The sequence below is a fragment of the Streptomyces sp. NPDC093111 genome (assembly GCF_040683955.1).
Taxonomy (GTDB): Bacteria; Actinomycetota; Actinomycetes; order Streptomycetales; family Streptomycetaceae; genus Streptomyces.
Genome location: NZ_JBFBNW010000042.1, coordinates 1 through 21702 on the forward strand (window position 1 = coordinate 1; position 21702 = coordinate 21702).

26 protein-coding genes are annotated in these 21702 nt (G+C 72.4%); 11 read left to right on the top strand and 15 right to left on the bottom strand.

Features of this window, described 5'->3' with window-relative positions:
- The first annotated feature begins 880 nt into the window (after positions 1–880).
- A complete protein-coding gene (locus tag AB0Q96_RS38885) occupies positions 881–1480 on the top strand; it encodes a hypothetical protein (protein WP_365334076.1) in 600 nt (199 codons plus the stop codon).
- Between the two features lie 113 nt (positions 1481–1593).
- On the opposite strand, the gene AB0Q96_RS38890 is transcribed toward AB0Q96_RS38885, so the two are convergent.
- From AB0Q96_RS38890 to AB0Q96_RS38915, 6 genes are all read right to left on the bottom strand, one after another.
- Positions 1594–2103 (bottom strand): hypothetical protein, encoded by a 510-nt coding sequence (locus tag AB0Q96_RS38890; protein WP_365334078.1) that lies wholly within the window; start codon positions 2101–2103, stop codon positions 1594–1596.
- A 159-nt stretch (positions 2104–2262) separates the two neighbouring features.
- Positions 2263–2421, bottom strand: a complete 159-nt coding sequence (locus AB0Q96_RS38895; RefSeq protein WP_365334080.1) for a hypothetical protein — start codon at positions 2419–2421, stop codon at positions 2263–2265.
- Positions 2422–2535: 114 nt separating this feature from the next.
- On the bottom strand, positions 2536–3237 hold the full coding sequence (locus tag AB0Q96_RS38900; protein WP_365334082.1) for a hypothetical protein: 702 nt from the start codon (positions 3235–3237) through the stop codon (positions 2536–2538).
- 277 nt (positions 3238–3514) lie between these two features.
- Positions 3515–3832, bottom strand: coding sequence for a hypothetical protein (locus tag AB0Q96_RS38905; RefSeq protein WP_365334084.1), 318 nt, complete (start codon positions 3830–3832; stop codon positions 3515–3517).
- A gap of 30 nt (positions 3833–3862) precedes the next feature.
- A complete protein-coding gene (locus tag AB0Q96_RS38910) occupies positions 3863–4066 on the bottom strand; it encodes a hypothetical protein (RefSeq protein WP_365334086.1) in 204 nt (67 codons plus the stop codon).
- A gap of 307 nt (positions 4067–4373) precedes the next feature.
- Positions 4374–4553: a hypothetical protein gene (locus AB0Q96_RS38915; protein WP_365334088.1), complete on the bottom strand. Its 180-nt coding sequence runs from the start codon at positions 4551–4553 to the stop codon at positions 4374–4376.
- Positions 4554–4796: 243 nt separating this feature from the next.
- Between AB0Q96_RS38915 and AB0Q96_RS38920 the strand changes: the two genes are divergently transcribed.
- Positions 4797–5435, top strand: a complete 639-nt coding sequence (locus tag AB0Q96_RS38920; protein ID WP_365334090.1) for a hypothetical protein — start codon at positions 4797–4799, stop codon at positions 5433–5435.
- Positions 5432–6355, top strand: coding sequence for a hypothetical protein (locus tag AB0Q96_RS38925; RefSeq protein ID WP_365334092.1), 924 nt, complete (start codon positions 5432–5434; stop codon positions 6353–6355). The genes AB0Q96_RS38920 and AB0Q96_RS38925 overlap by 4 nt, the downstream gene beginning before the upstream one ends.
- Before the next feature lie 190 nt (positions 6356–6545).
- Here the strand turns inward: AB0Q96_RS38925 and AB0Q96_RS38930 are convergent, their stop codons facing one another.
- From AB0Q96_RS38930 to AB0Q96_RS38970, 9 genes are all read right to left on the bottom strand, one after another.
- Positions 6546–8408, bottom strand: coding sequence for a DUF2637 domain-containing protein (locus tag AB0Q96_RS38930; protein ID WP_365334094.1), 1863 nt, complete (start codon positions 8406–8408; stop codon positions 6546–6548).
- A gap of 505 nt (positions 8409–8913) precedes the next feature.
- Positions 8914–9246: a hypothetical protein gene (locus AB0Q96_RS38935; RefSeq protein WP_365334096.1), complete on the bottom strand. Its 333-nt coding sequence runs from the start codon at positions 9244–9246 to the stop codon at positions 8914–8916.
- Positions 9243–9785 carry a hypothetical protein gene (locus tag AB0Q96_RS38940; RefSeq protein WP_365334098.1) on the bottom strand — a complete coding sequence of 181 codons (543 nt, stop codon included), beginning with the start codon at positions 9783–9785 and terminating at the stop codon, positions 9243–9245. Before AB0Q96_RS38940 ends, AB0Q96_RS38935 begins: the two co-directional genes overlap by 4 nt.
- A 30-nt stretch (positions 9786–9815) precedes the next feature.
- Complete coding sequence (locus AB0Q96_RS38945) at positions 9816–10007, bottom strand: hypothetical protein (RefSeq protein ID WP_365334100.1); 192 nt, start codon at positions 10005–10007, stop codon at positions 9816–9818.
- Positions 10008–10188: 181 nt separating this feature from the next.
- Entirely contained in the window at positions 10189–12453 is a 2265-nt protein-coding gene (locus AB0Q96_RS38950; RefSeq protein WP_365334102.1) for an FtsK/SpoIIIE domain-containing protein, read from the bottom strand.
- Positions 12453–13322 carry a hypothetical protein gene (locus tag AB0Q96_RS38955; protein ID WP_365334104.1) on the bottom strand — a complete coding sequence of 290 codons (870 nt, stop codon included), beginning with the start codon at positions 13320–13322 and terminating at the stop codon, positions 12453–12455. The genes AB0Q96_RS38950 and AB0Q96_RS38955 overlap by 1 nt, the downstream gene beginning before the upstream one ends.
- Complete coding sequence (locus tag AB0Q96_RS38960) at positions 13319–13603, bottom strand: hypothetical protein (protein WP_365334106.1); 285 nt, start codon at positions 13601–13603, stop codon at positions 13319–13321. Before AB0Q96_RS38960 ends, AB0Q96_RS38955 begins: the two co-directional genes overlap by 4 nt.
- A complete protein-coding gene (locus AB0Q96_RS38965) occupies positions 13603–13851 on the bottom strand; it encodes a hypothetical protein (protein ID WP_365334108.1) in 249 nt (82 codons plus the stop codon). Before AB0Q96_RS38965 ends, AB0Q96_RS38960 begins: the two co-directional genes overlap by 1 nt.
- The gene (locus AB0Q96_RS38970) at positions 13848–14024 is read right to left on the bottom strand and encodes a hypothetical protein (protein ID WP_365334110.1); all 177 of its coding nucleotides are present in this window, start codon (positions 14022–14024) and stop codon (positions 13848–13850) included. Before AB0Q96_RS38970 ends, AB0Q96_RS38965 begins: the two co-directional genes overlap by 4 nt.
- A 190-nt stretch (positions 14025–14214) precedes the next feature.
- Between AB0Q96_RS38970 and AB0Q96_RS38975 the strand changes: the two genes are divergently transcribed.
- The 8 genes from AB0Q96_RS38975 to AB0Q96_RS39010 all read left to right on the top strand — a co-directional run bounded on the left by AB0Q96_RS38975 (position 14215) and on the right by AB0Q96_RS39010 (position 21029).
- Positions 14215–14943 carry a GntR family transcriptional regulator gene (locus AB0Q96_RS38975; RefSeq protein ID WP_365334112.1) on the top strand — a complete coding sequence of 243 codons (729 nt, stop codon included), beginning with the start codon at positions 14215–14217 and terminating at the stop codon, positions 14941–14943.
- 158 nt (positions 14944–15101) lie between these two features.
- Positions 15102–15389 carry a hypothetical protein gene (locus tag AB0Q96_RS38980; protein WP_365334114.1) on the top strand — a complete coding sequence of 96 codons (288 nt, stop codon included), beginning with the start codon at positions 15102–15104 and terminating at the stop codon, positions 15387–15389.
- Complete coding sequence (locus tag AB0Q96_RS38985) at positions 15386–16450, top strand: hypothetical protein (protein ID WP_365334116.1); 1065 nt, start codon at positions 15386–15388, stop codon at positions 16448–16450. The genes AB0Q96_RS38980 and AB0Q96_RS38985 overlap by 4 nt, the downstream gene beginning before the upstream one ends.
- A gap of 79 nt (positions 16451–16529) precedes the next feature.
- The gene (locus AB0Q96_RS38990) at positions 16530–17930 is read left to right on the top strand and encodes a DnaB-like helicase C-terminal domain-containing protein (protein ID WP_365334118.1); all 1401 of its coding nucleotides are present in this window, start codon (positions 16530–16532) and stop codon (positions 17928–17930) included.
- Positions 17931–18110: 180 nt separating this feature from the next.
- Positions 18111–18563 carry a protein kilB gene (locus AB0Q96_RS38995; RefSeq protein ID WP_365334120.1) on the top strand — a complete coding sequence of 151 codons (453 nt, stop codon included), beginning with the start codon at positions 18111–18113 and terminating at the stop codon, positions 18561–18563.
- A gap of 18 nt (positions 18564–18581) precedes the next feature.
- A complete protein-coding gene (locus AB0Q96_RS39000; protein ID WP_365334122.1) occupies positions 18582–19184 on the top strand; it encodes a hypothetical protein in 603 nt (200 codons plus the stop codon).
- A 381-nt stretch (positions 19185–19565) separates the two neighbouring features.
- Positions 19566–19907 (top strand): hypothetical protein, encoded by a 342-nt coding sequence (locus AB0Q96_RS39005; protein ID WP_365334124.1) that lies wholly within the window; start codon positions 19566–19568, stop codon positions 19905–19907.
- A gap of 333 nt (positions 19908–20240) precedes the next feature.
- Complete coding sequence (locus AB0Q96_RS39010; RefSeq protein ID WP_365334126.1) at positions 20241–21029, top strand: hypothetical protein; 789 nt, start codon at positions 20241–20243, stop codon at positions 21027–21029.
- Positions 21030–21702 lie beyond the last annotated feature (673 nt).

Consider the following 21702-nt stretch of genomic DNA (forward strand, 5'->3'; position numbering starts at 1 on the left):
AGCCCTGGCTCTCGGAGTCCTGGTTCAACCTGGCCCTGCTGCACAAGTTCCGGCACGACTGGGAGCAGGCCCGGGCCGCCGGGCTGCGCGCGGTCTCCTGCGGAGACACGACGCGGAGTGACTGCGTCACTCCAAGAGGACTGCGCCGCTGCGCGGCGCCGGGCGGAGTGGGCCCGGGAGGGCAGTCACCTTCGGTGACTGCGGGACGGACCGGCCGACCGGGGGTGCGGCCCGTGGGGTGGGGCTGCGCGGTAGGTCATACCCGCCTTCGGCGGGTATTTCGGCTGGTCAGATGCCCTGCGGTGGGGTTGTGGCCGTGGTCCTGGTGGTGAGACGCCTCTGGCCCCTGCGGGGCCGGCGGCTCCGGACCACACCCTGAACCTGATCACAGTATGCACCCGAACCCGGGGACACGTCCAGCCCTCCACCCGGAAGAGGGGAGCACCCTCCGTGCAACATGAGGAGCGTACCCGCCTGACAGGTGGTCTATGCCAATCTAGCCAAAAGCGCAGCAAGGGGGTGGGGGGTCGGCCGCGTCTGAACACCTCAGGTTGTGCCTGGAAATGCATAGGATGCAAGGCAGGGAGAGTTCCTGAAATCTCGCCAGGAATCCCGCCAAGAGGCCGCATGACAAACCCGCAAAAGCCCCTGAGGAAACTGCTGCTGATCTGCCGTCAAAAGGCCGATGCGAAAATCGAATATGGGAGGGGTGGATTTTCTCTATTCACTCTCTTTCGCTGTTCTGAGCTGTCAGGGTTCTCCTATGACCTTCACTGAAACTTCTTCCTGCTGGGACTGCGGCGGCGCCGGGACGGCCGCCGGGCCGATGCGTCAGGACCCTGCTGTGATGCCGTGCGGGACCTGCGACGGCCGGAGCGCCATGACCGCGGAGCACCCTTCCGGGACCGTTGTGCGGCCGGAGCCGCGCGCGGTCGCGCTCTCCCTGGTCCGGGTGAACGCGCTCGATCACGCGGCCTCCTCCTCCCCCGCCCACGGGCCGGCGGAGCCCAACTGGGAGATGCACCGCCGCCTGACTCGCGTGCTGGAACGCTGGCAGGCGGACGGCACCCTGCGGGAGGACGCCCTGCTGCTCACCGAGTGGCTGGCGGTCGACCTGGTAGCCGGCCTCTCCGAGCAGTTCCGCGACCCGGCCCGCATGGAGCGGTGGCTGCTCGACTTCGGCGACCAGGTCTCCCAGGGCCAGCAGCACGCCCATCCGGCCGGCCCTACGGCGATCGAGATCCTCTCGGTCGTCGCCGAGGAGGCCACCGCCCGGCCTTCGGGGACCGCCGGGGAGGAGCGCCTGGCCCGGATCGGCGCCCCGTTCCTGCTCTACCTTCGCGACGGCCACGAGCTCCAGGACGCCCGCGAGGTCGTGCTGACGTTCGCGTTGTGGGCGGGCTCGCAGCTCGCGGGCCTCATGCGCAACGACGCCGGGCGGATCACCGCCTACCTGGATGCCCGCGACAACGCCCGCTGACGAGCCCGCGCCCGACATCGGTACGAACTAGGCCGGCACCCCGTACCACCCGCTTCGGTGGCAGGGGTGCCGGCCTTTTTGCGAGAAACGCAATTTCGGGTTTGCCGGGGCGTCTATCGGATGCCGGGGGCGTGCTCGCCGCCGAGTTGGACTTCGCGGCGGCATTCGGTGCAGTCGGGCAGGCCGCTGACGCGGCGGGGCTTGTCGCCCTTGACCCACCTGAACCCGCACAGTGCCGTGGTCAGCTCGTTGTCCTGGACCTGGTCGTCCTCGGAGGCGTGGGAGCCGTACCCGCGAACGTCCCAGGTGTACGTCGGCCCGCCGTTGTAGGGGGCGGTGTCGGGCCAGGTGTAGACGGGGTCGGTGCTGGTGCAGCGCAGCCGCGGGTCGGGGCCGGTCCAGTTCTTGCCGTAGCGGATGCGGGAAGCGGCGTCGACGGCGTCGGCCAGGCGCTCGAAGGACAGGTCGTAGTCCTCCATGTGCTCCCAGGAGCCGGGTTCCTGCCGGCGCATGAGCTTGCGGAACATCAGCAGCAGGCGGTCCAGGTCGTGGTGTTCGACGCGCAGGGTGCGGGTGTCGTGGTCGTAGCCGTACGTCGGGTCGGGGGTGTAGGCGCTCGGCATCGGTCCTCGCTGATGTCGTGCCGTCTCCCGGGGCCAGACCGGCTACTGGACGGCGGCGTGGTCGTATCCCCGTTCAACGAGCCGGTGGCAAGGGGGTGCGGGGCTGGGGTCCTGCTGGTCGTCAAGGGGGGCGTGCCTGCGGATCGAAGGGGCCGGGGCTCACTGTCGGCGGCGGGTCCCGGCTTGTGCTTGGTGGCGCCGGGCGGCGGGGCGGCGTCGGGTGGTGCGGGTCGAGGCGCGGCTGGCCGGGGCGCGGTCGAGGCCGTCGAAGAGGGCGACGTGCAGGCGGGCCGGCTTGCCCTTCAACGTGCTCTTCAACTTGCTCTTCAACGTGCTCTTCAACGTGCCTTTCAACTTGCCTCCAGCGACCTGCGCGGTGTGGGGAACGCGCAGGTCGGGGCGGGTGGTCAAGGGGGGGGCGGGGCGTGCCGACTACTTCCCCTGGAGACCCTTCTGGGCGGTGAGGCGCGCGAGGGCGGAGGGGCGGCCCTTCGGGGTGGCGCGGATGTCGTCCCAGTCGATGGCGGGGTGGGTGAGGAGGACGTCGAGGTCGCCGAGGCGGTAGAGCGCGACCGAGGGGGCCCAGGAGCGGGGCTGGTGGCGGCTGCGGACGTGGAGGGCGGGGCGCAGCCAGCGGGCGCGGGTGAGGTGGTTGAGGTCGCTGTCGCGGATGCCGAGGTGGCGTGCGGCGGCGGTGCGGTCGAGGAGCCGGCCGTCGTGGCGGGCTTTGTCGAGGGCGGTGCGGTCGGTGAACTGCTCGATGGCGAGGCCGTCGTAGAGGGGGTGGCCCTTGTAGTCGCCGGTGCGGGGGATGAGGCCCTTGCGGGCGAGCTCGGGGAGCACGTCCGCATCGACGGGGGTGCCGAAGCGCTCTGTGAGGAGCTCGGCGGCGCGGGTGGCGCCCATGTCGGGCAGGGTGCCGGTCATGGCCAGGAGCTCTTCCTTGCGGTCGAGGGCGGCCTGGACGACCGCGGCGGACCAGCGGGTGCCGGCGATGTCGGCGGGCGGGATGAGGCCGAGGGCCAGGGCGCGCTCGAACCGCCACAGCTCGACGCCGAGGGCGGCGGGGAACTGGACCGGGCCGAAGCTGGCCGGGGCCTTGGCCGGGGCGGTCTGGGACTTGGTCGTGGGCATCGCGGAACCTCCGTGGGTGGTCGTGCGGTACGGGCACCGGGTGGTGCCGGAAACATGCCGATAGATCCCGTTTGCTGTCAATAGGCTTGGTTTTAGAGGGAGTTGGGGGCTGGCCTCACAAGCCGCGCCCGCGTACACGAGGGCCGGGTTCACTCGTGTGGGTGAACCGTGGGGGCGTCGTCGGTGCGGTTCTCCGGGCACGCGAACGCCCCGCACGGTGTGCCCGTGCGGGGCGTCGGTGGAGGGGCCGTGGAAGGGGCCGGAGGGGGTGCTGGGGCTACTGCCCGCACTCGCAGCCGGGCGGGCACGTCTCGCCGTCGCCGTATGGGTTCTCGGCGCGCTGGGCGTTCACGCGGATCCGGGATTCCTCGGTGAGGCCGTTGACGAACCCGTAGTAGAGCTTGGGTGCCGCTGCGTCGGGGTCCACCTCCGCGTGGTCGTCGCGTACGTGCACACCGACCGCCGCCAGGACATCGTCCAGGGGGGTTCCGATCCAGTGGGTCGGGCCCATGAACGAGCAGAAGGGGCAGACGGCGGTCACGGTGTTCGCCGGCGGCTCGACGAGCGGGCGGCCCAGGAAATCGGTGGCGGTCATACCCGGCCAACGAGCCCACGGAAGGGCCGGTTACCGGGTGCGGGCGCCGTCGCCGAGAACGCGGCGCCCGCGAGGGGCCTGCGCCTGCGTCGGGCCGAGGACGCCCCGGGCGCGCAGGTCGTCGGTGTCGGGGAGGTCGAGGGGCGGCAGGCCGTGGAGATCGGCCTCGGTGGCGCGGATCGGCGGTACGGCGGGGCCGGCGCCGAGGGCGCGGCGGGCGGAGGGTGAGGTCACGGCAGGAGCGTACGGGCCGTCAGCACCGGGCCGGGTCCGGGCGTCTTCGCGGCGCCCCGCCCCCGGCCCTGGGGAGAGAACCTCTCGTACGGCTCCGCGTACAAAGAGGTGTCGTCGCGGGCGGACGGCTTGCCCGGGGGTGGTGACCTGCGAGAACCGGGTGGTCCGGGAATCCGGGGGTCCCACTCACGGTCACACCTTCGGTCCCCCGCCTAGACCGCCTCTGCACGCAACCCTCCAGCCCCCTCCCGGTGCAACTACTGAAGGGGTGCGGCCGGTGGGGCTTGCCCACCGGCCGCGCCCCGGGTCAGAGCCTCGGCGCCGCGATCCCCACGACCACGGTGACGAACACGCCCGCCACGGTGGCCGCCACGGTGAGCGGGGCGCGCAGGCCGGGGTGACGCCACACCAGATAGGCGGGCACGGTCACCAGCAGCACGCCGACGGCGACCAGGAGCAGCAGGACGAACAGGGTGGTCGTGGACAAGGGTTCCCCCAGAGGTGAGGTGCGGGTGCCGGCCGGTCGGCGCGGCGGTCCGCACTTTCGAGGGGCCGGGGGTTAGCCGCGCAACCCCGGGGTGGGCAAGCCCCGGGCGGTCCTGGGCAAGCCTTGGGCAAGCCCCGGGTGGCCCTGGGCAAGCCCGGCCGCACCGCTCTGGGCAAGCCTTCTGATGGGCCGGTGAATGGGCGGACTGTGAGCGGGGGAGGCGGGCGGGGGAGGATAGGGCGCATGTTCATCGCTGCGGTATCCCCCCGGTCCACCGGCAAGACGACGGTCATCTGGTGGCTGCTCCATGCCCTTCGTGAGCGCGGCTACGACGTCAAGGGCTTCGACGCGGACGAGTCGAAGCAGCTGTTCCGGTGGTGGCAGGCGTCGGACCAGGAGTTCGAGGTGACCCGGCTCGCCGACACCCGGTTCCACGAGGAGGCGCCCGGCGAGCTGCCGGAGGGTCATGTGGGGGCGGTGGACTGCGGCCACCTGGAGAACCACGCGGGCATCGGGTACTCGGTGGTGCGCGTCGCGGATCTGGTGATCGTGGTGTGCGCGGCGACCAACGGGGACGTCGAGCGCCTGGAGGAGCTGCCCATGGACGGCTTCCTTGACCTGGCCTTCGCGAAGAAGAAGGACCCGGCGGCGCCGCGGGCGAAGCAGTGGGTCCTCATGGTGCGGGTGCAGCCGGGGACCAGGACGGCGCCGGAGGGCATCCGCAAGACGCTGGTGGACTCCGGCTGGGACGTGTTCACGACGATGATCCCGGCGATCCAGCGGTACGCGAGCACCGGCGAGGGCCAGCCGATCGAGGCGGCCGGCTCGCACTTCGACGAGCTGGTGACGGAGCTGGAGCAGCGGGGGCTGATCAGCAAGTGAGCAAGTCCAAGCCGCTGAGCCCGGAAGAGCTGAAGAGGAAGCGCGAGGAGCGCCGGCGCCGCGAGCAGGAAGCGGACGGCGGCGGTGTGGTGCTGCGCGAGGAGGACGTGGCGCAGGGCCGGGCGCAGCCGATGCTGCGGTGGGACCAGTTGCCGGCGGCGGTGGACGCGCCGGACGCACAGGGGCCACTGACGGCTGCGGAGCAGGACTCGTGGGAGCTGTGCAAGCGGTCGTTCGTCCAGTACAAGGAGGCGTGGTTCGTCGCGGCGACGGCGCTGGACATCGCACTGCGGGGCCGGTTGTGGCGGGCGGAGTACGAGACCGCCGAGGGGTTCATCAGGGACGTGGCGGACATGTCGACGTCGAACGCGTACCGGCAGATCGCCGGGGCGAAGGTCGCGGCGCTGCTCGCCGAACCCCCGCAACTCGAACTTGAATCGAACGATTTGTCCCGCACGCGGGACTCGGGTGCGGGACCCGTCATCATCAGCCAGCGGGCGGCCGAGAGCCTGGCCCGGATCCGCGAGGACTACGGGCCGGAGAGCGCGGCCGACGCGTACCGGACGGTGGCCGAGGTGACCGGGCGGGAGACGGTCAGCGGGAAGACGCTGACCGCGATCGTCCGGCAGGTCCCCCGCAGGGCCGTCGAGGACCTGGAGGCGGGACAGCTCCTGGAGCGGATCCGCGAGCTGGCGGTGCGCCAGGCCGCCGAGGAAGCGGCGGCCACGACGCGGCCGGCGGGTCCGGTCGCGGCGTTCGAGGCGTACGTGAAGCGCGCCGAGGCGTTCGCGCGCTCGACCGCCGGCCTGGCCGACGCGTACACCGCCGCCGTGGCGGCGGACCCGGCGGAGAGCAAGCGGCTGGCCGTGCGGCTGCGGGACCACCTGACGGCCGTGGTCGACAACCTGCCCGACGCGTAGTCCCGCACCCGAGTCCCGCGTGCGGGACAGATCGTTCGAATTGCCTTCGAACGATCTGTCCCGCACGCGGGACTCACCGCCTGTGCGGGAGTCCCGGGCGAGGGCTGCTAGCTGGGGTGTTGGTGAAAAATGCCGGAGGGCGGCGCCCCTTTCGGGGTGCCGCCCTCACGTTGTGACGTCGGGTTTCCCGCTACTGGCGGGCGGTCAGGTCGGGGTCGTATGCGGTGTGGTGGCTGTAGCCGCGGGCGATGAGGTCGAGGGCGTCGGCCTTGTACTCGGAGGCGGTGCCGGGGGAGCTGATGCCGATGGCGGCGGCGATCTCGGCGTTGGTGACGGGCGCGTCCTTGAGGTACTCGGCGAAGTCCTCCGAGAGCCTGCCGGCGGCCTGCTCCGCCGGGACGGAGTCGATGAGCAGCCGCGCGACGACGCGCACCTTCAGCGCGCGGGGCTGGAGCGCGGCGAGGGCCTCGGCCTCGGCCGCGCGGTACGCGGACTGGGCGGCGGCGTGCCGGGCGCGCTCGGTCCGGGCCGTCTCCTCGGCGATCTTCCGGTCGGCTTCGGCGGCCTTCGCGAGCCCGTCCTTCTGCGACGCCTCGGCCTGGGCCAGCTTCGCCGACTCCTCGGTCTTCTTCCGGTCGGCTTCGACGGCCCGGGTCTCGGCTTCGGTGGCCTTCGCGCGCTCGGTGTCCTCCGTGGCCCTGGCGCGGGCGAGCTTCGCCTCCGCCTCGATCCGCTTCGCCTCCGCCTCGGCGGCGGCCTCGCGCTCCCGCTCCGCCTGCGCGAGCGCGGCGGCCTCGCGGCCCGCGTTCTCGGCGGCCTTCGCGTTCTCGGCGGCCTGCCTCGCGGACTGTCCGGCGAGGTTCGCCTCCGTCTCGATGCGCTGCGCCTCGGCCTCGGCGGCGGCCTTGCGGTCCTGCTCCGCCTTCGCGAGCGCGGCGGCCTTCTGCGCCTGCTCCCGTGCCGCCTTCGCCTCCGCCTCGGCGGTCTTCGCCTCGTCCTCGGCGGTGGCGAGGCGGGCGGCCACCTCCGCCGTGCGCTGCGCCTCGCTCGCCGCCGTCGTCGCCTGGATCTCGGCGGTCGCGACGACCGCCTTGGCGCGGTGCACGGCGGCCTTGGACTGGCCGTCGACCGTGGCCTGCAGCTCAGCCAGCTCGCCCTGCTGGCGCGCCACCTCGGCCTGCTTGCGCAGCTTGTCCATCTCCGCCTGGTGGGCGCCCTCGCGCTCCCGCTCCTCCTTCTCCCGCTGCGCGGCCTGCGCGGCCTGCTCCTCCTCGCGCGCCTTGCGCTCGGCCTCCTCCTTCTGCTTCTGGTCGGCCTGGCGCTGCTCCTCCTCCAGGCGCCGCTCGGTCGCCAGCATCCGGCCGGGCATCGCGCGGGCGTCCTCGACGCTGACGCCGTACGGGGCCAGCAGTGCCGGCATCGCGTCCACGACCGCCGCCCGCTGCTCCACGGTGCCGGTGTACCGGGGGCGTACCTGCTGCCACACCCGGTAGATCTTCACCTCACGGATGAACGTGCGGGCCTCGGCGTAGGTGGCCGGGTAGGTCTTGGCGTACTGGAAGATCTTCCACGTGACGGCCAGGTTCAGGGTCCACTCGGCGAGGGTGAGCCGCTGGTCATCGGCCTGACCGGACTCCAGGCGGGCGGTGCGCACGATCGCCCAGCGGGCGACCTCCGTCAGGATCACGTAGGCGATGGGCATCATGGCGTGCCCGAGCATCCGCCCCGGCGCGTGCCCGAACGCGTCCTGGATACCGGGCGCGCCGGGCAGGCCGGCCGCCGCGGCGGACACGTTCAGGACGATCGTGACGGCGGTCAGGGCGTGCGCGGTCATCCGCACCCACGGCCGCGCCATCCGCCGCCACGCCAGGACCAGGTCGGCGGTGTACAGGGCGATGATCAGGCCGTCGATACCGACCGGGAACGCGTACGACTTCCAGCCGAGGTAGCCCCAGGAGACGGCCGCGTCACGCAGCGCCCCGTAGGACAGGGCGAACCCCGTGGCAGCGGCGGCCAGTCCGGACAGGACCGTGATCACGATCAGCGGAATCATGATCCACAGGTGCCGCGAAGCACGCTCCGGCCCGTCGGCGACGGCGCCCGAAGGAGCGTCCGGAGTCGGCGAAGCCGCCGTGCCGGTGCCCGAAGCGGCGGACCGGGTACCCGAAGCAGCGGATCCGGCGGGCGAGGGCGCGGCCGTCGTCGGCGTCCCCGGGGAACGGCCGCCCGAAGAGGCGGCGGGAGCGCCCGAAGGGGCGGCCGGGGTCGGCAACGGGGCGGGGAGCGTGGTGAGGTCCTGCATCCCGGCAGTCTCCCCCGGACCCGACGCCGCCGAAGGAGCGGGGGCAGCGGGCGAAGGGCGCGGGCCGGGACGCGGACTGCGCGCCGCCGGGGCGACGGCGGAGTCCGCCGCACCCGCGTCAGGCGAACCGGACGGACGGGCATGTCCGTTCAGCCGGTTCGGGTAGGTTTCCATCTGCGTCATGAGGGGTTCCTCCTCTTGTCGTGCGCGGGGCCGGGAGGTGTCATCTCCTGGCCCCGCTTCGGTGTCTGGGGGGTCAGCCGGCCGTGAGGGCCGACAGGTCGAACAGGTCGAGCTGGGACTCCTCCAGCTCGATGCGGCGGGCCTCGGCGGCGCGCTCGCGCTCGGCCTTCAGGGCCCGGGTCCAGCACGGCCCGCACCACGGGCGCAGCTCGGCGGCCGGGACGGCCGCGTTCGCGGTGTCGGTGGCGAACGGCGGGTACGGGGCCGCGTGCAGTACCCGGCCGCCGTCCCAGGGGCTCTTGGCGCAGAGCCCGGCGGCGCCGTGGTTGGTCCCGCACGCGCCCTCGCAGCCGCAGCGGTGCCCGTGGGCCTTCAGGACGGTGTCGAGGACGGTGAGGGCGGTCATCGGCTGGTCCGCATCGTGGTGCGGGCGATGAGGCCGCGGGCGGTCTGGCTGGTGGTGCGGTGCTCCTGGCGGACCGGCCCGGTGTAGTGGTGGTGGTGCGTGACGGGGGCGGCCTGCTGCGCGGCCTGTCCGGCGCGGCGGACCAGGCGGGTAAGCGCGGCGACGACGGCGACGGGGGCGCCGACGGCCAGGGCGAGGGTGACCGGGTCGACCCCGGCCAGCGCCCACAGGGCGACCCCGGCGCCGGTGCCGGCCATCAGCGTCCCGGCCCCGGCCGCGAGCATCACGACCGACGCGTCCGTCGCCCGCTGCGTCATCGGCGGGCGGCCGGGCTGAGCGACCGGGAGGGCGTCTCCGTAGGCGGGGACGGGGGCCGGGTCGCGGTACGAGGTGGCGAGCGGTTCCGCCGGGGCGGCGGCCGGTTCCGCCGGGGTGGCGGGGGCGAGGGCGTCCTCGACGGCCGCGATGAGGGCGGCGGCGCGGCCGGCGGCCTCGACGCCCGGGGCGGGGTCGGGGGCGGGCGGGTTGTTCGATTCCACGGGGTTTCCTCCTCGCTGGTGTCGGGCGGGTCAGGCGCGGACGGTCCAGCCGCGCTCGGTGCGGCGGATCTCGAAGCCCGCGCCGGTGATGCGGCCCTGGGCGGGCAGGACCGGGCCGATGCCGAGGGCCTCGATCCGGGTGAGCATGTCGGCGATGACGGCGGCGTGCTGGGCGGCCTGCTGCTCCTTGCGGCGCAGGTCCTCGGGGCGTCCGGTGAACATGGCCACTCCTTACGGTGAGTGATCGTCAGGCGGTTTCAGGGGCCGGGGAAATGACAGTCAAGACCCGAAGTCATGCCCTCTGAGGTGCGAAGTTCTGTGACTTCTCTTTAGGCCCCCGGCGGGCCTGACTGATGAAGGTCAGGCCCGGCCGGAGCTGTCAGGCCGTCACTTTCCGTGACCTCTAGGCGGGCTGGAGGGGGGAGTGGAGGATCGTGTAGGCGCCGTGTCCGTCGCGCTGGAGGATCCCGTCCTCGGTCAGGCGCTTGAGCTCGCCCTGCATCCAGGGGCGCTTGCGGCCGGTCGCGACGGTGGCGGGGATGAGGTCGGCCGGCTCGAACTCCAGGCGCCCGGACTGGACCCAGCCGTCGAGCTCGGCGTAGAGGGTGTGGCGCGCTTCCTCGGTCGACATCCGCTGCGGCTGTTCGAATTCCATGTCGCTGTCGGGGTCCTCGTCCGGCACGTCGTCCTCCAGGCCGAGGTGGGCGTAGTCGGCGTCGGGCTCGGGGTCGCCCGGGATGGTGCCGAGGATCTCGTCGTAGACGTCCTGGATCTCGATCTCAGCGGTCTGCTCGATCATCGTCGTGTCCTCGAACTCGTCGCCGTCGTCGGCGATGTCGGCGGTGGTGGCGTACTGGTCGGCGGAGTACGCCGGGGCCGGGAGCGGAACCGGGACCACGGCGGGCGGAACGGGCCGGGGCGCGGGCGGAGCGGCCTGCGCGCCGCCGGGGTAGGCCGGGAAGAGCGACCCGCCGGGGGAGGCCATCACCTCGGCCCCGAACTCGATGCCCATGGAGCCGAGCCAGCCCATGGCCTCCTGCGAGCGCTCGGCGGCGCCGGGGGTGGTGCGGTTGGTGCCGCGCCCGGCGCGCTGGGCGTAGGTCTGGCCGAGGGCGGCGGCGGTGGTGTCGTCGAGCGGGTCGCGCCACAGGGCGGCGGCGTCGACCAGGGCCGCGAGCACGTTGCGGTCGGTCAGGGCGGAGCGGGTCTCCGTCGTCCACCGGTCCTGGGGGATGCCCATGCCGGTCGCGAATCCGTAGCCGGGGCGGTTGCTGCCCCAGGCGGGGACGGCGCCCGCGTCGGTGACGGAGTCCGGCAGGCAGAACGACGCGTCGGACGCCTGGTCGACGCCCATGCAGATCGACCCCTGCAAGTTCGCCCGGACGTCGGTGGAGACGTTGGCCCAGGTGGCGCGCTGGAGGCTGATGCCGAGCCAGATGCCCACCGAGCGCGCCTTGCGGGCGATCTCGTCCAGCTCGTCGAACCCGGCGAGGTCGGCGGCCTCCTCGACCCACACGAGCACGGCGTTGAGCGAGGAGGCCGGGGTCCACTGGTCCAGGCCCTCGTCCGCCAGGACGCTGCCACGCGCCTTGATCGCGGCCGGGAGCGACTTCAGCAGCCGCTTGGCCTCCTTGGCGTCCTGGACCAGCCAGTCGATCCCCGGGGCGATGTGCCCCACCGTCTGGCGCCCCTTGGCCAGGTCGATCAAGAAGATCGACATTTTGCGGCGCGTGGCGAAGTGCGTCACCAGGGTCCGCAGCACCTCACTCTTGCCCGCGCCGGTGGTCCCCATGACCAGCACGTGCTGGAGGATCGGCGCGCTGTAGGGATCGATCCACCACGTCTCGCCGTCGGCGTACTGGCCGAGGACGGCCGGGTGCGTCGGGTCCAGGCCGAGCGCGTCCGGCATCGTGAACGGCACGCCGGCCCTCAGCAGGTCGGCCACGCGAATCGCCACCGTTCCGCGCGACGCGTCGTCCGGGTCCGGGGTGACGATCACCCCGGCCGGCGGGACCTGGAGCGCCGCCGCCACCTTCGACGCCGTGGACTGCACGGCGTCGATCGTGCTGCTCGGCGCCACCTCGATCTGCGCCTTGACGACGCCCTTGCCGTTGCCCTGCGCGTCCTTGACGGCCACCTTCTCCCAGCCGATCGCCGCGGCGAGCTTGCCCAGCGTCCCGCCGGTGTTCTCCTCGACCTCCGGGTCGCCGCCCTGCCCGGCGCCCATGATCTGGCGCACGTTCCACGACGCGGCGAACAGCGCTCCGCCCATCAGCCACAGGTCCAGCAGCGGGGAGCCGAACGGGCCGGCGGCGGTCGCCGCGGTGAGCCAGCCCATCCCGGCCGCCACGGAAGCGGTCGCCTGCGCCCGGCGGAACTTGCGGAACTTCGTCGTCGCCGGGGACTGCTTCCAGGTGGCGACCGACAAGGCGGCGCCGCTCAGCGCGATCCCGGCCGTGGCCAGGCCCGCCGAGAGCGGGGTGTCGCCCCACATCGCGTTCGTGGCCCACCCGGCCAGCGGCGGGAGCGCCGCCGCGCCGATCCACGGCGGCGTGTACGGCAGCGCCCGGCCCGCCACGTACGACGCGAGGCCCTTGCCCATGTTCCCGGCGACCGCGACCAGCTCGCCCCCGACACCGGCGGTGTCGGTCTTCTTCGCGCGCCCCATCACACGTCCCCGATCGTGAACTCGCGCTTCTTCGGGGCGGCCTGGCCGGAGCGAGCGCGCTTGGCCTCCTGCTCGGGCTTCACGAAGTGCCGGTCGAAGGCGTGCGCCATCTTCAGGGCGCCGACGCCGAGGGCTTTCGCGGCCTCGGCCGACACCCGCAGGTGCGCCGCGACCAGACGCGCCCGCACCCGCGACCCGGTGCCGAACGTGTACCAGCGGCCCTTGTACGTGCTGAGGACGCCCTGGACCTCCTCGGCCCGCATCCCCAGGATCAGGTGGAGCTCGCGGCCGAGGCGGTTGATGGCCTTGGCGAGGGCGAGGATGTCGCGGTCCGAGCGGATCTCGATCCGCTCGACCGCGTAGATCAGCCGGTCGCCCTGGTGGAACGCCCCGCTGCTGCCCGCGCCGTCGGCCGGAGCCGCCGTACCCCGGCCACCACCGCCGTTCCGCCCGCCGCCGTTGCCGTTGCCGCGGTTGACCGTGACGCTGACCGGCGGCACGAAGCTGCCGGCCGCGCCGCCGACGAACGCGCCCGCCGCCGCACCGGCCGCCGTCCCCACCGCACCGGCGACGCTCGCCCCGCGAGACGCCCGCTGCTGCCGGGGCGCGGCCGGCGCCCGCCTGTAGTCGTCATCGTCGTCGTCCTCGTCCCAGCCCGGGTCGGCCGGGGCACTCTGCCGGGGGGTCTGCCGGGGCGCACGCGCCGGACGGGCCGGACGGGCCGGACGCTCGAAGTCGCTGTCCTCGGCCTCCCAGTCGTAGGGCCCCTCAGCCTGCGGGGCGGGCGCCGGACGGCCCTGGACCGGGCCCGTCCGCACATCGACACCGGCCTGCGCGTCGTGCAGCCAGCCGTTGGTGGGAGTGCTCATCGCTCGGTCTCCTCGTGCAGGGTCATGCCGCCGAACCACAGCGGCGTACGGATCTGGTCCAGTTCGATGTCGGGGTCGCCGGAGGCCTCCACGGCGTCGGCGGCCCGCTCGATCAGTTCGTGCGCCGCCAGGAACTTCGCGGTGGCGAGCGCGGCGTACAGGTCGCTCGGTCCCATCGACGTCCGCGTCGCCAGCCGCACGGCGAGCCCGGCGATACGGGCCGCGCGGGCCACAGCGGCGGTAAGCCGGTCGACCAGGAGCACGCGGGTCTGCCCGTACATCACCGACCACCCCCGGTCAGGGCGAAGACGCTGTGGACCCGGCCCGAGCCGCCGACCAGCGCGACCACCGTCATCCGCTCACCAGACGGCGTCTTCAGCGGCTCGCCCTGCGCGGTGAGGGTGAACACCACCGGCACGAACCCGGCCACCGCGTTCCGGCCGATCGTCAGGTAGACGTCCGTCTCCTCGACCTCGACCTCGTACCGCACCGCGACCGGCGCGCCCAGGAAGCTGTGCAGCGCCTTCACCGCGCACCCCCCGCCTGCTCAGCGGCCTCGGCCAGCTTCCGCGCGGCCTCCTGCGACGCCACCAGCGCGGCCTGCGCCCGCTGCCGCGCCGCCTCCAACTGCTCCACCGGCTCCTGACGGTCCTCACCGCCACCCGCCCTCGCGCCCACCAGGCGCTGCGCGACAATCGACACGTTGGTTCCTCTCGGTCTGAGGGACTGCTCCAGGTGGCCCCGCCCGCGATCTGTGGAAGGTGATCGGGCGGGGCCGCTGGCGCCGCGAGCGGCTCCAGTGCGACCAAGGTACTACACTGTGTACGTAAGTGCCACACTGTTGTAGTATCGAGTTGCGAGAAGGCAGAACCCGCAGCTCACGAAGGAGCCCATGATGGAAATCGGCTATCTGGACATCGCCGATCACTACCGGCGTTTGATCGCTGACCGACAGATCCCCGACGGCGAGCGGCTGCCGTCGGTACGCGACATCGCAACCGAGTGGACCGTCGCCACCAAGACGGCGCAGCGGGCGCTGAAGGCGCTGGCCATGGAGGGCTACGCCTCGGCAGTGCGAGGCCTCGGGTACGCCGCGACGTTCCGCCCCCACGACATCGCCACCCTGCGCGTACGCGTCAACGGGTCCCGCGAGCGGGGTGAGGCGTACTCCGCGGAGGACACCCAGCGCATCCTCTCCGCCGCGCTGACGCCCACCGGCGGCGCCGTCGCCGACGTCCTGGGAGTCACCCCGGGGACACCGGCGATCCTCCGTACAGGGAGCGTGACCCGTGCCGGACGAGTGATCCGCATGTCCCACTCCTGGTTCCCCGCCGAGTTGGGCGACCTCGTCCCTGAACTGCTGGAGACCGTTTCGACGCCGCCCGGAAACGTGGCGCGGATCGAGGCGGCCACCGGGCGCAAAACGGAGCTCACGGCCGACCATTTCACCGTGGACCTCACGGGCCTCCAGCACGTCGAGGCGTTCGGAGTGCCGCAGGGGACCCCTGTCCTCGTGCGCACCACCGTCCGCCACGACGGCGAGGGCGTGATCGAGCACGGGACGACGTGGTTCCCCCGCGGCGTCGTGCTGGCCGTCGAGTACAACGACCAGGCCAAGTAGCGCGGCGCCGCGCGCTCGTCTCTATCCACAGGGTCGATGCGCAAGCATGGGCCCACAACGCAGCAGGCCCCGCAGATGCGGGGCCTGAAGGGCCGATCCGGGAGGCAAGCCCGGGTGGTCGGCCGAAGCACACGAGATCGAGTGGAGGTGCGCTCCCTTTGAGCGTACGAGATGTACAGCGCGACCCGCTACAGCGCCCCCGGGTCTGGACTCGCACGGGTGACCCGCAGCCGCTGACCGCCACCGCGCAGCAGCCGGCGGTCGGCGACGACCGCCTGTCGCTGACCACGATCGGCGTCTACGCCCAGATCTGCCTGATGCCCGACGGCACCCGGTTCACCGCGGAGTCGCTCGCGGCCGGGCACGACGACGTCGACCAGGCGGACGTCCTGGAGGCGCTGGCCGACCTGGAGGCGCACGGCTACCTCGCGGGGGTGGCCCGGTGAGCGACGAGTTCAGCACCCACTTCAGCTCCTCGCGCGTCGAACGGGCGTGGGAGCCGCCGGAGGAAGTCGTGATTCACCGGGCGCTGGCAGAGTCGCCGCTGCTGGACTACGACGACTACGGCCCGCTGATCCGGCTGCTGCTGCGAGACCCGGACCAGCCGACGAACGTTCCGGACCTGATGCGGGAGTTCCAGGCGAGCGGCTGGACGGTCGGGGAGAAGCCGCTGCGCCGCATCATGCGGCGCCTCAAGGAGGCCGGCCACGTCTCCCACAGCCGTGAGTACAACCCCGACACCCAGCGCCCCGAGTGGGTGTTCCGCGTCTACAGGAACCCGGCGAACAACCCTGAGTACACCGAGAACGGCGTCAGTGCGTTGTCGCAGGTCAGCCCGATCGGGCCGAATCGGCCCGATCGGGAGTCGGACCCCGCTTCCGATCGGGCCGAATCGGCCGTTTTTGCAGGTCAGGCCGATCGGGCCGAATCGGCCGGGTCGGAGCCGATCGGGCCGAATCGGCCCGATCGGAAACCGGGTATTTCCGCAGGTCAGGCCGATCGGGCCGAATCGGCCCGATCACTCGCTTCCCCCCCACACCCCCCGGAGGAGGTAACTACCTCCTCCCCCTCCCCCCTCACCGACACCAGCGGTCACACGTCGCTGCCGTCACCGAGGGAGGAGGAGGGGGCTGGCTACGCCGAGGAAGACCTTCGTGCGGCCGGGGATGTCCTGGAGCTGCTGCCCGCCCCGTGGACACAGGGACGTCTGAACTCGCGGAAGCTCGCTCCCGAGCTCCTGGGAGCGATGGCCGCGCAGGGATGGCCGGGGATCCACGAGGTCGACCGCGCCGTGCTCTCCGGGCAGCTGACGAAGAACCCGCACCGGGTCACCAACCCGTACCGGCTGCTGGAGCGGGACCGGATCCCGAACCTGCCCCGCTACGCCGTCGTCGTCGCGGCCGTGCCGGGCCCTGCGAGCGCGACCGCCGGCGGGATGTGCCCCAAGCACCCGACGTACCGCGCGGGTGACCGCTGCGTCCCCTGCGCGATGGCCGTCCCGGCCTGACCGGCCGGTGCGGACCGCTCCCGTGCCGGGGAGCGGCCCGCGATTTCCCCTGAACACTCAACCGAACAGGAGATCTCCAGTGTCCACCCGCATCCCCGCCCAGCACCACGACACCTCCGACCCCGACATCGACGGCGACGGCGACGGCGACGGCGCGCGGTCCGCGTTCACGCGGGTGCCGCCGCAGGACCTCGACGCCGAGCGGGCGGTCCTCGGCGCGCTGGTTCTCTCGGGCACGCCGAACAGCGCTTCGTTCCGGTTCTTCGCCGAAATCCTGGAGACGGGCCTGGTCGCGGAGGAGTACTACCGGCCCGCGCACGCGACGATCCACCGGGCGATCTGCGCCCTGCACGCGGCGGGTGAGCCGGTCGACCCGGTCACCCTGGCCGCCGAACTCACCCGCCGCGGCGAGCTGACCCGGGTCGGCGGGATCTCCTACCTCCACACCTGCGTCCAGGCGGTGCCGACCGCCGCGACCGGCCCCCGGTACGCGGGAATCGTGCGGGCCAAGGCGTACCGGCGCACGGTCGTCGAGTCGGCCCACCGCATCCTGGAGTTCGCCTACAGCGAGGCCGGCGACGAGGACGAGGTCCGCGACCTGGTCGAGCAGCAGCTGACCGAGATCATCGCGGGCACCCCGGGCCTGACCGAAGCACCGCCGGCGGTCGGCGACCTGTACCTCGACTTCGTCCTGGACCTCGAAGAGGTCCAGGACGGCAAGAAGCTCGGCCTGCCGTACGGGTTCGCCGACCTCGACACCATCACGTCGGGGATGCGTCCGGGCAACGTGACCGTGGTGGCCGCGCAGTCCGGCGTCGGCAAGTCCACGTTCGCGCTCAACGCCGCCGTGGCCGCCGCGAAGACGGGCGCGAAGGTGATGTTCTCCTCGCTGGAGATGAGCTCCACCGAGCTCATGCAGAAGATCGCCGCCGCCGAGGGGAAGATCGCGCTGCACCACCTGACCCACCAGGGCGGCCTCACCGCCGAGGGCTGGGAGACCGTCCGGCGCCTGGGCCCGGAGCTGTTCCAGACGCTGCCGCTGCGGGTCTACCGGCCCGACGGCGCGTCGCTGGGCGACATCGCCTCCGCGGCGCGGGCCTGCGCCCGTACCGGCGGCCTCGACCTCCTGGTCGTGGACTACCTCCAGCTCGTGGAGGTCGAACAGGGCCGCAACATCACCCGCGAACAGGCCGTGTCCGCCGTCTCACGCGGGCTCAAGAACCTCTCCGTGGCCCTGGACTGCCACGTCATCGCCCTGTCCCAGCTCAACGACGACGGCCTCATGCGTGAATCCCGGGCGATCAAGAACGACGCCTCCGTGGTGCTCAAGGTCGAGCGCCCCGACGCGGACGAACCCGAGTCGCCGCGTGCCGGTGAGGTCGACCTGGTGATCGAGAAGAACAGGTTCGGACCGACCGCCCGCGTGACCGTCGCCGCGCAGCTCCACTACTCCCGCTTCATCGACATGGCCCGCACCTGACCCCAGGAAGCGGCCTGTACGCCGATCTGACGGCCCAGGAGATCGAAAAGGCCCCCGTGATCACCCCGGGGCCCGAAACAGCCTCAGATCGCCGTACAGCGCCTCGCGTTCGGTCCGGGCGCCCGGACCGCCGCTCACACGTACCGGCATCACACCCACACCACCCGGAGGGGGACTTCCATGCTCGCCACCGTGATCGCCGTCCTCGGCACCCTCCTCGGCGCGATCGTCGCCGGGGTCATCCAGCACCGCACCGCCCGCGCCGGCCGCGACGCCCAGCGCACCGACCAGCGCCGCGACCAGGAGCTCGCCGCCGTCACGGGATTCGCCTCCGCCGTCGCCGCGCACCGCCGCGCCATGGCCATCCGCGAGGACCTCCGCCTCACCGGCGCCGCCACCGACCTGGTCGCCGCGGCCCGCGCCGAGTCCCACGCCACCCGCTCCGCCATCGAGGCGCCCCGCGTCCTGGTCTCGATCCTCGCCCCCGCCCTCGCCCCGGCCGCCGACCGCGCCGCGAAGGCGTCGTACGCCCTGCGCGGCGCCCCGGACACCGCCACCCTCGGCACCCTGCGCGAGGCCGCCATCCGCGAAGCCGACACATTCACCGCCGCCGCAGCGGCCCACTTCGCCTGAAAGGCCAGGTCACCCACCATGTCCGGATCCCCCGACCTGTGGTCCCGCTGGGGCGACTGGCGCAAGGCCAACGCCAACGGCATGAAGGGCGGCGAGGCCCTGATCCTGGAGCTGAACCGCATCGTCTACAGCTCCGGCGTCTCCTCGCCCGTCACCTCGAACCGCGGCCTCGGCGCCCGCCTCCGCTACCTCGACAGCCCCGCCGGCCGCGCCGAACTCAAGGCCCAGGGCATCTCCCCGCGCACCATCCGCCAGTGGATGAAATCCAAAGGAAAAGTGTCGCCGACTCCCACCAGCCGGGACCGAATTGACGCCGCATACTGGAATCGCCGCCGCGAAAACCTGATCCGCTCCGGCTGGCTCGCAAAACACCTCGACAACGACGGGCGCGGACAGCGCATGGAAATCTACCCCGTCGACCAATCCCGAGTAGACGCGAAATACCGCCGCGACCTGAACACCCGCACCATCACCGTCCGATACATCTGGACCGACCTCGTCGGCGCATGGGCATCCCGCAATTCCGCCCTCGTAGACGAAATCTGGGACGACGTCATCACCGACCTCGACTCCGACTATGCGGCATACGCATACGTCTCATCCGTCGGCATCAGCGCCTAACCACCCGCACCACCCCGCGTGCCCCCAGCCACCACCAGGCCGGGGGCACCACCACGTCCCGGCCCACCGACAGCCGCCCCGCCCCGCCGCTCACCAAGGCGCGCCCTGGCGCGCCCACCAGGGGCTGCGGCGGGGGTCGCGCGCGTTCGGCGTGCACACGTGCACGAGCACACGCGTGCACACGAGGAACCTGGCGATCCGGCGCTGCCGAGGCCGTCACGCTGCCTGTCACGCCGTCTGTCACGCTGCCTGTCACACAGGCCCCTGTCACGCGCTCCGCCGCAGGCCAGACCCCCTGAACCCCCGGTTCTCTTTCTCGTGTTACTCCCGAGCCCCGGACACCGTTCCCTGTCCACAGGGACCCCGTCCCAGGGTGGCCTCATGCGAACCACCTCCGCGCCGATCTGCGCCGTCCACGACGTCCTCGACCCGCCCTCACGCGAGGAGTGCGCGCGCCTGATGCCGCGCGGCATCCAGCAGCAGCTCGTGCTCCTCCTGGAGCACTACGGCGACGACAGGATCGTCGCGGCCCTCCTGAACAGCCGGCCGCGGACCGTCAGGCGGCACGCACGCGGATCCTCCCTCCTTCCTCCGGGCCAGGACCTGCGGCGACGGCTGTGGGAGGTGCTCCTCGACACGGTGTGCCCGGTACGGATCGCCCAGGCCGCCGAGCACGCCGCCCGGCGAAGGAAGCGCCGGCGACCGGCCCAGACCGAGATGTAGGAAACCGTCCGCCTCGACCAGGACCACGCGTTGCTCCTGGCGACGGAGTGCCGGTCGAGGCCGGCCGGGATGCCAGAGGCGTGGTGAGTGGGGGCCGGCCTCGCTCACCACGGTGTCCGTGGTGAGCGGCATCTGTGTGGCTCACAGATGGTTTTCCCTGGTGGGAGGGTTTCCGTGCATCTGTGAGGGACTCACCAGCAGGCGCCCGCGACGAGGACCAGGACGCCGTCCCGCCTGGGCACCACCCTGCGCATCCGCCTCTCCCAGAACGCACACTGAACCGTCTGGCAAGCGCGGCTGGCCCAGTTCTTCGCCGCACGGGAGGATGGAGGTATGGGTACCCGCGACGGGGGGCAGGGCGAGGCCGCCGAACCGGCGCGGCCGCTGCTCACGCAGTCGCAGGCCCGCGCGGTGACGGCCGAGCTGCGCGCGGCGATGGACGACGTCCAGCGCTCCGTGGCGGTGCTCGCCGTCCAGGTCCGCCAGGCGCACGCCGCCCGCGTCTGGGTGCCGCTCGGCCACGGCTCGTGGGAGTCGTACTGCGCTGCCGAGTTCGGTATCTCCCGCGCGCAGGCGTACCGGCTCCTGGACGTCGCCCGCGCCCTCGGCACGATCCAGACCGCCGTCGTCACCGGCATCGCCGGCACCGAGGTGTCTCGCATGCGAGACACCCACCCGGCCACCGCGGCCGCGCTGGACTACGGCCTGTCCCAGCGGGCCCTGCTCGCCGTCTCCGCCCGTACGGACGTCGTCTCCGCCCTGATCACCCGCCGCCTCACCGCGCTCGCCCACAACGGCCTCCAGGCCCTCGACGAGCCCGCGGTGCGCGCCGTGGTCCGCCGGGCAATCCACGACGTCCGCACCGCCCCGCCACCCGCCGAACTGCCGGCGGACCCGGCCGCCGCCGCGCTGCGCGTAGTCGTCGACGAGCTCGCCGCCAGCACCCACGCGATCGGCGAGCTGATGCTCGAAGTCGCCCCGGCCTACCTCTCCGACACCGACGCCGCCGACGCCCTGGCCCTGCTGTGCGACCAGATCGGCGAACCCCTCGACCACGGCCTCGCCGCCCGCCGCTACGCGCTCACCGGCGACCGCCGCGCCCTGTACGGCACCGTCCTGTGACCTCCTGATCTCGTATTCGGTTTGCGCATCACGTCGTATTCGGATTCGGTATCTGTCGGGCATTCGGTTTCGGTATCGGGTTTTTGGCGTGGTGTCATCCGGTGCTTATCCAGGGTGTTTTGGTGGCCTGTCATGTGGGTTGCTCGGTGCGCTTTCTTCCGGTGTTTCATGGGGCCTTTCTGTCTTGCGTTTTGTGCATTCTGGGGTACAACCTGAGGTGTTCAGACGCGGCCGACCCCTCACCCCCTTGCTGCGCTTTTGGCTAGATTGGCATAGACCACCTGTCAGGCGGGTACGCTCCTCATGCTGTACGGAGAGTGGCCTCCCCTTCCGGGTGTAGGGGGTGGACGTGTCCAGGGTTCGGGTGCATACTGTGATCAGGTTCAGGGTGTGGTCCGGAGCCGGCGGCCCCGCAGGGGCCAGAGGCGCCCCACCACCAGGACCACGGCCACAACCCCACCGCAGGGCATCTGACCAGCCAAAATACCAGCCGAAGGCGGGTATGACCCCCCGAGCAGCCCCGCCCCCACGGGCCGCACCCCCGGTCGGCCGGTCCGTCCCGCAGTCACCGAAGGTGACTGCCCTCCCGGGCTCACTCCGCCCGGCGCCGCGCAGCGGCGCAGTCCTCTTGGAGTGACGCAGTCACTCCGCGTCGTGTCTCCGCAGGAGACCG

Coding starts and splice junctions, on each gene's coding strand:
- AB0Q96_RS38885 (WP_365334076.1), top strand. CDS start 881: ATGACCGCGGAGCACCCTTCCGGGACCGTTGTGCGGCCGGAGCCGCGC.
- AB0Q96_RS38890 (WP_365334078.1), bottom strand. CDS start 2,103: ATGCCGAGCGCCTACACCCCCGACCCGACGTACGGCTACGACCACGAC.
- AB0Q96_RS38900 (WP_365334082.1), bottom strand. CDS start 3,237: ATGCCCACGACCAAGTCCCAGACCGCCCCGGCCAAGGCCCCGGCCAGC.
- AB0Q96_RS38905 (WP_365334084.1), bottom strand. CDS start 3,832: ATGACCGCCACCGATTTCCTGGGCCGCCCGCTCGTCGAGCCGCCGGCG.
- AB0Q96_RS38920 (WP_365334090.1), top strand. CDS start 4,797: ATGTTCATCGCTGCGGTATCCCCCCGGTCCACCGGCAAGACGACGGTC.
- AB0Q96_RS38930 (WP_365334094.1), bottom strand. CDS start 8,408: ATGATTCCGCTGATCGTGATCACGGTCCTGTCCGGACTGGCCGCCGCT.
- AB0Q96_RS38935 (WP_365334096.1), bottom strand. CDS start 9,246: ATGACCGCCCTCACCGTCCTCGACACCGTCCTGAAGGCCCACGGGCAC.
- AB0Q96_RS38945 (WP_365334100.1), bottom strand. CDS start 10,007: ATGTTCACCGGACGCCCCGAGGACCTGCGCCGCAAGGAGCAGCAGGCC.
- AB0Q96_RS38950 (WP_365334102.1), bottom strand. CDS start 12,453: ATGGGGCGCGCGAAGAAGACCGACACCGCCGGTGTCGGGGGCGAGCTG.
- AB0Q96_RS38955 (WP_365334104.1), bottom strand. CDS start 13,322: ATGAGCACTCCCACCAACGGCTGGCTGCACGACGCGCAGGCCGGTGTC.
- AB0Q96_RS38960 (WP_365334106.1), bottom strand. CDS start 13,603: ATGTACGGGCAGACCCGCGTGCTCCTGGTCGACCGGCTTACCGCCGCT.
- AB0Q96_RS38975 (WP_365334112.1), top strand. CDS start 14,215: ATGATGGAAATCGGCTATCTGGACATCGCCGATCACTACCGGCGTTTG.
- AB0Q96_RS38995 (WP_365334120.1), top strand. CDS start 18,111: ATGCTCGCCACCGTGATCGCCGTCCTCGGCACCCTCCTCGGCGCGATC.
- AB0Q96_RS39000 (WP_365334122.1), top strand. CDS start 18,582: ATGTCCGGATCCCCCGACCTGTGGTCCCGCTGGGGCGACTGGCGCAAG.
- AB0Q96_RS39005 (WP_365334124.1), top strand. CDS start 19,566: ATGCGAACCACCTCCGCGCCGATCTGCGCCGTCCACGACGTCCTCGAC.
- AB0Q96_RS39010 (WP_365334126.1), top strand. CDS start 20,241: ATGGGTACCCGCGACGGGGGGCAGGGCGAGGCCGCCGAACCGGCGCGG.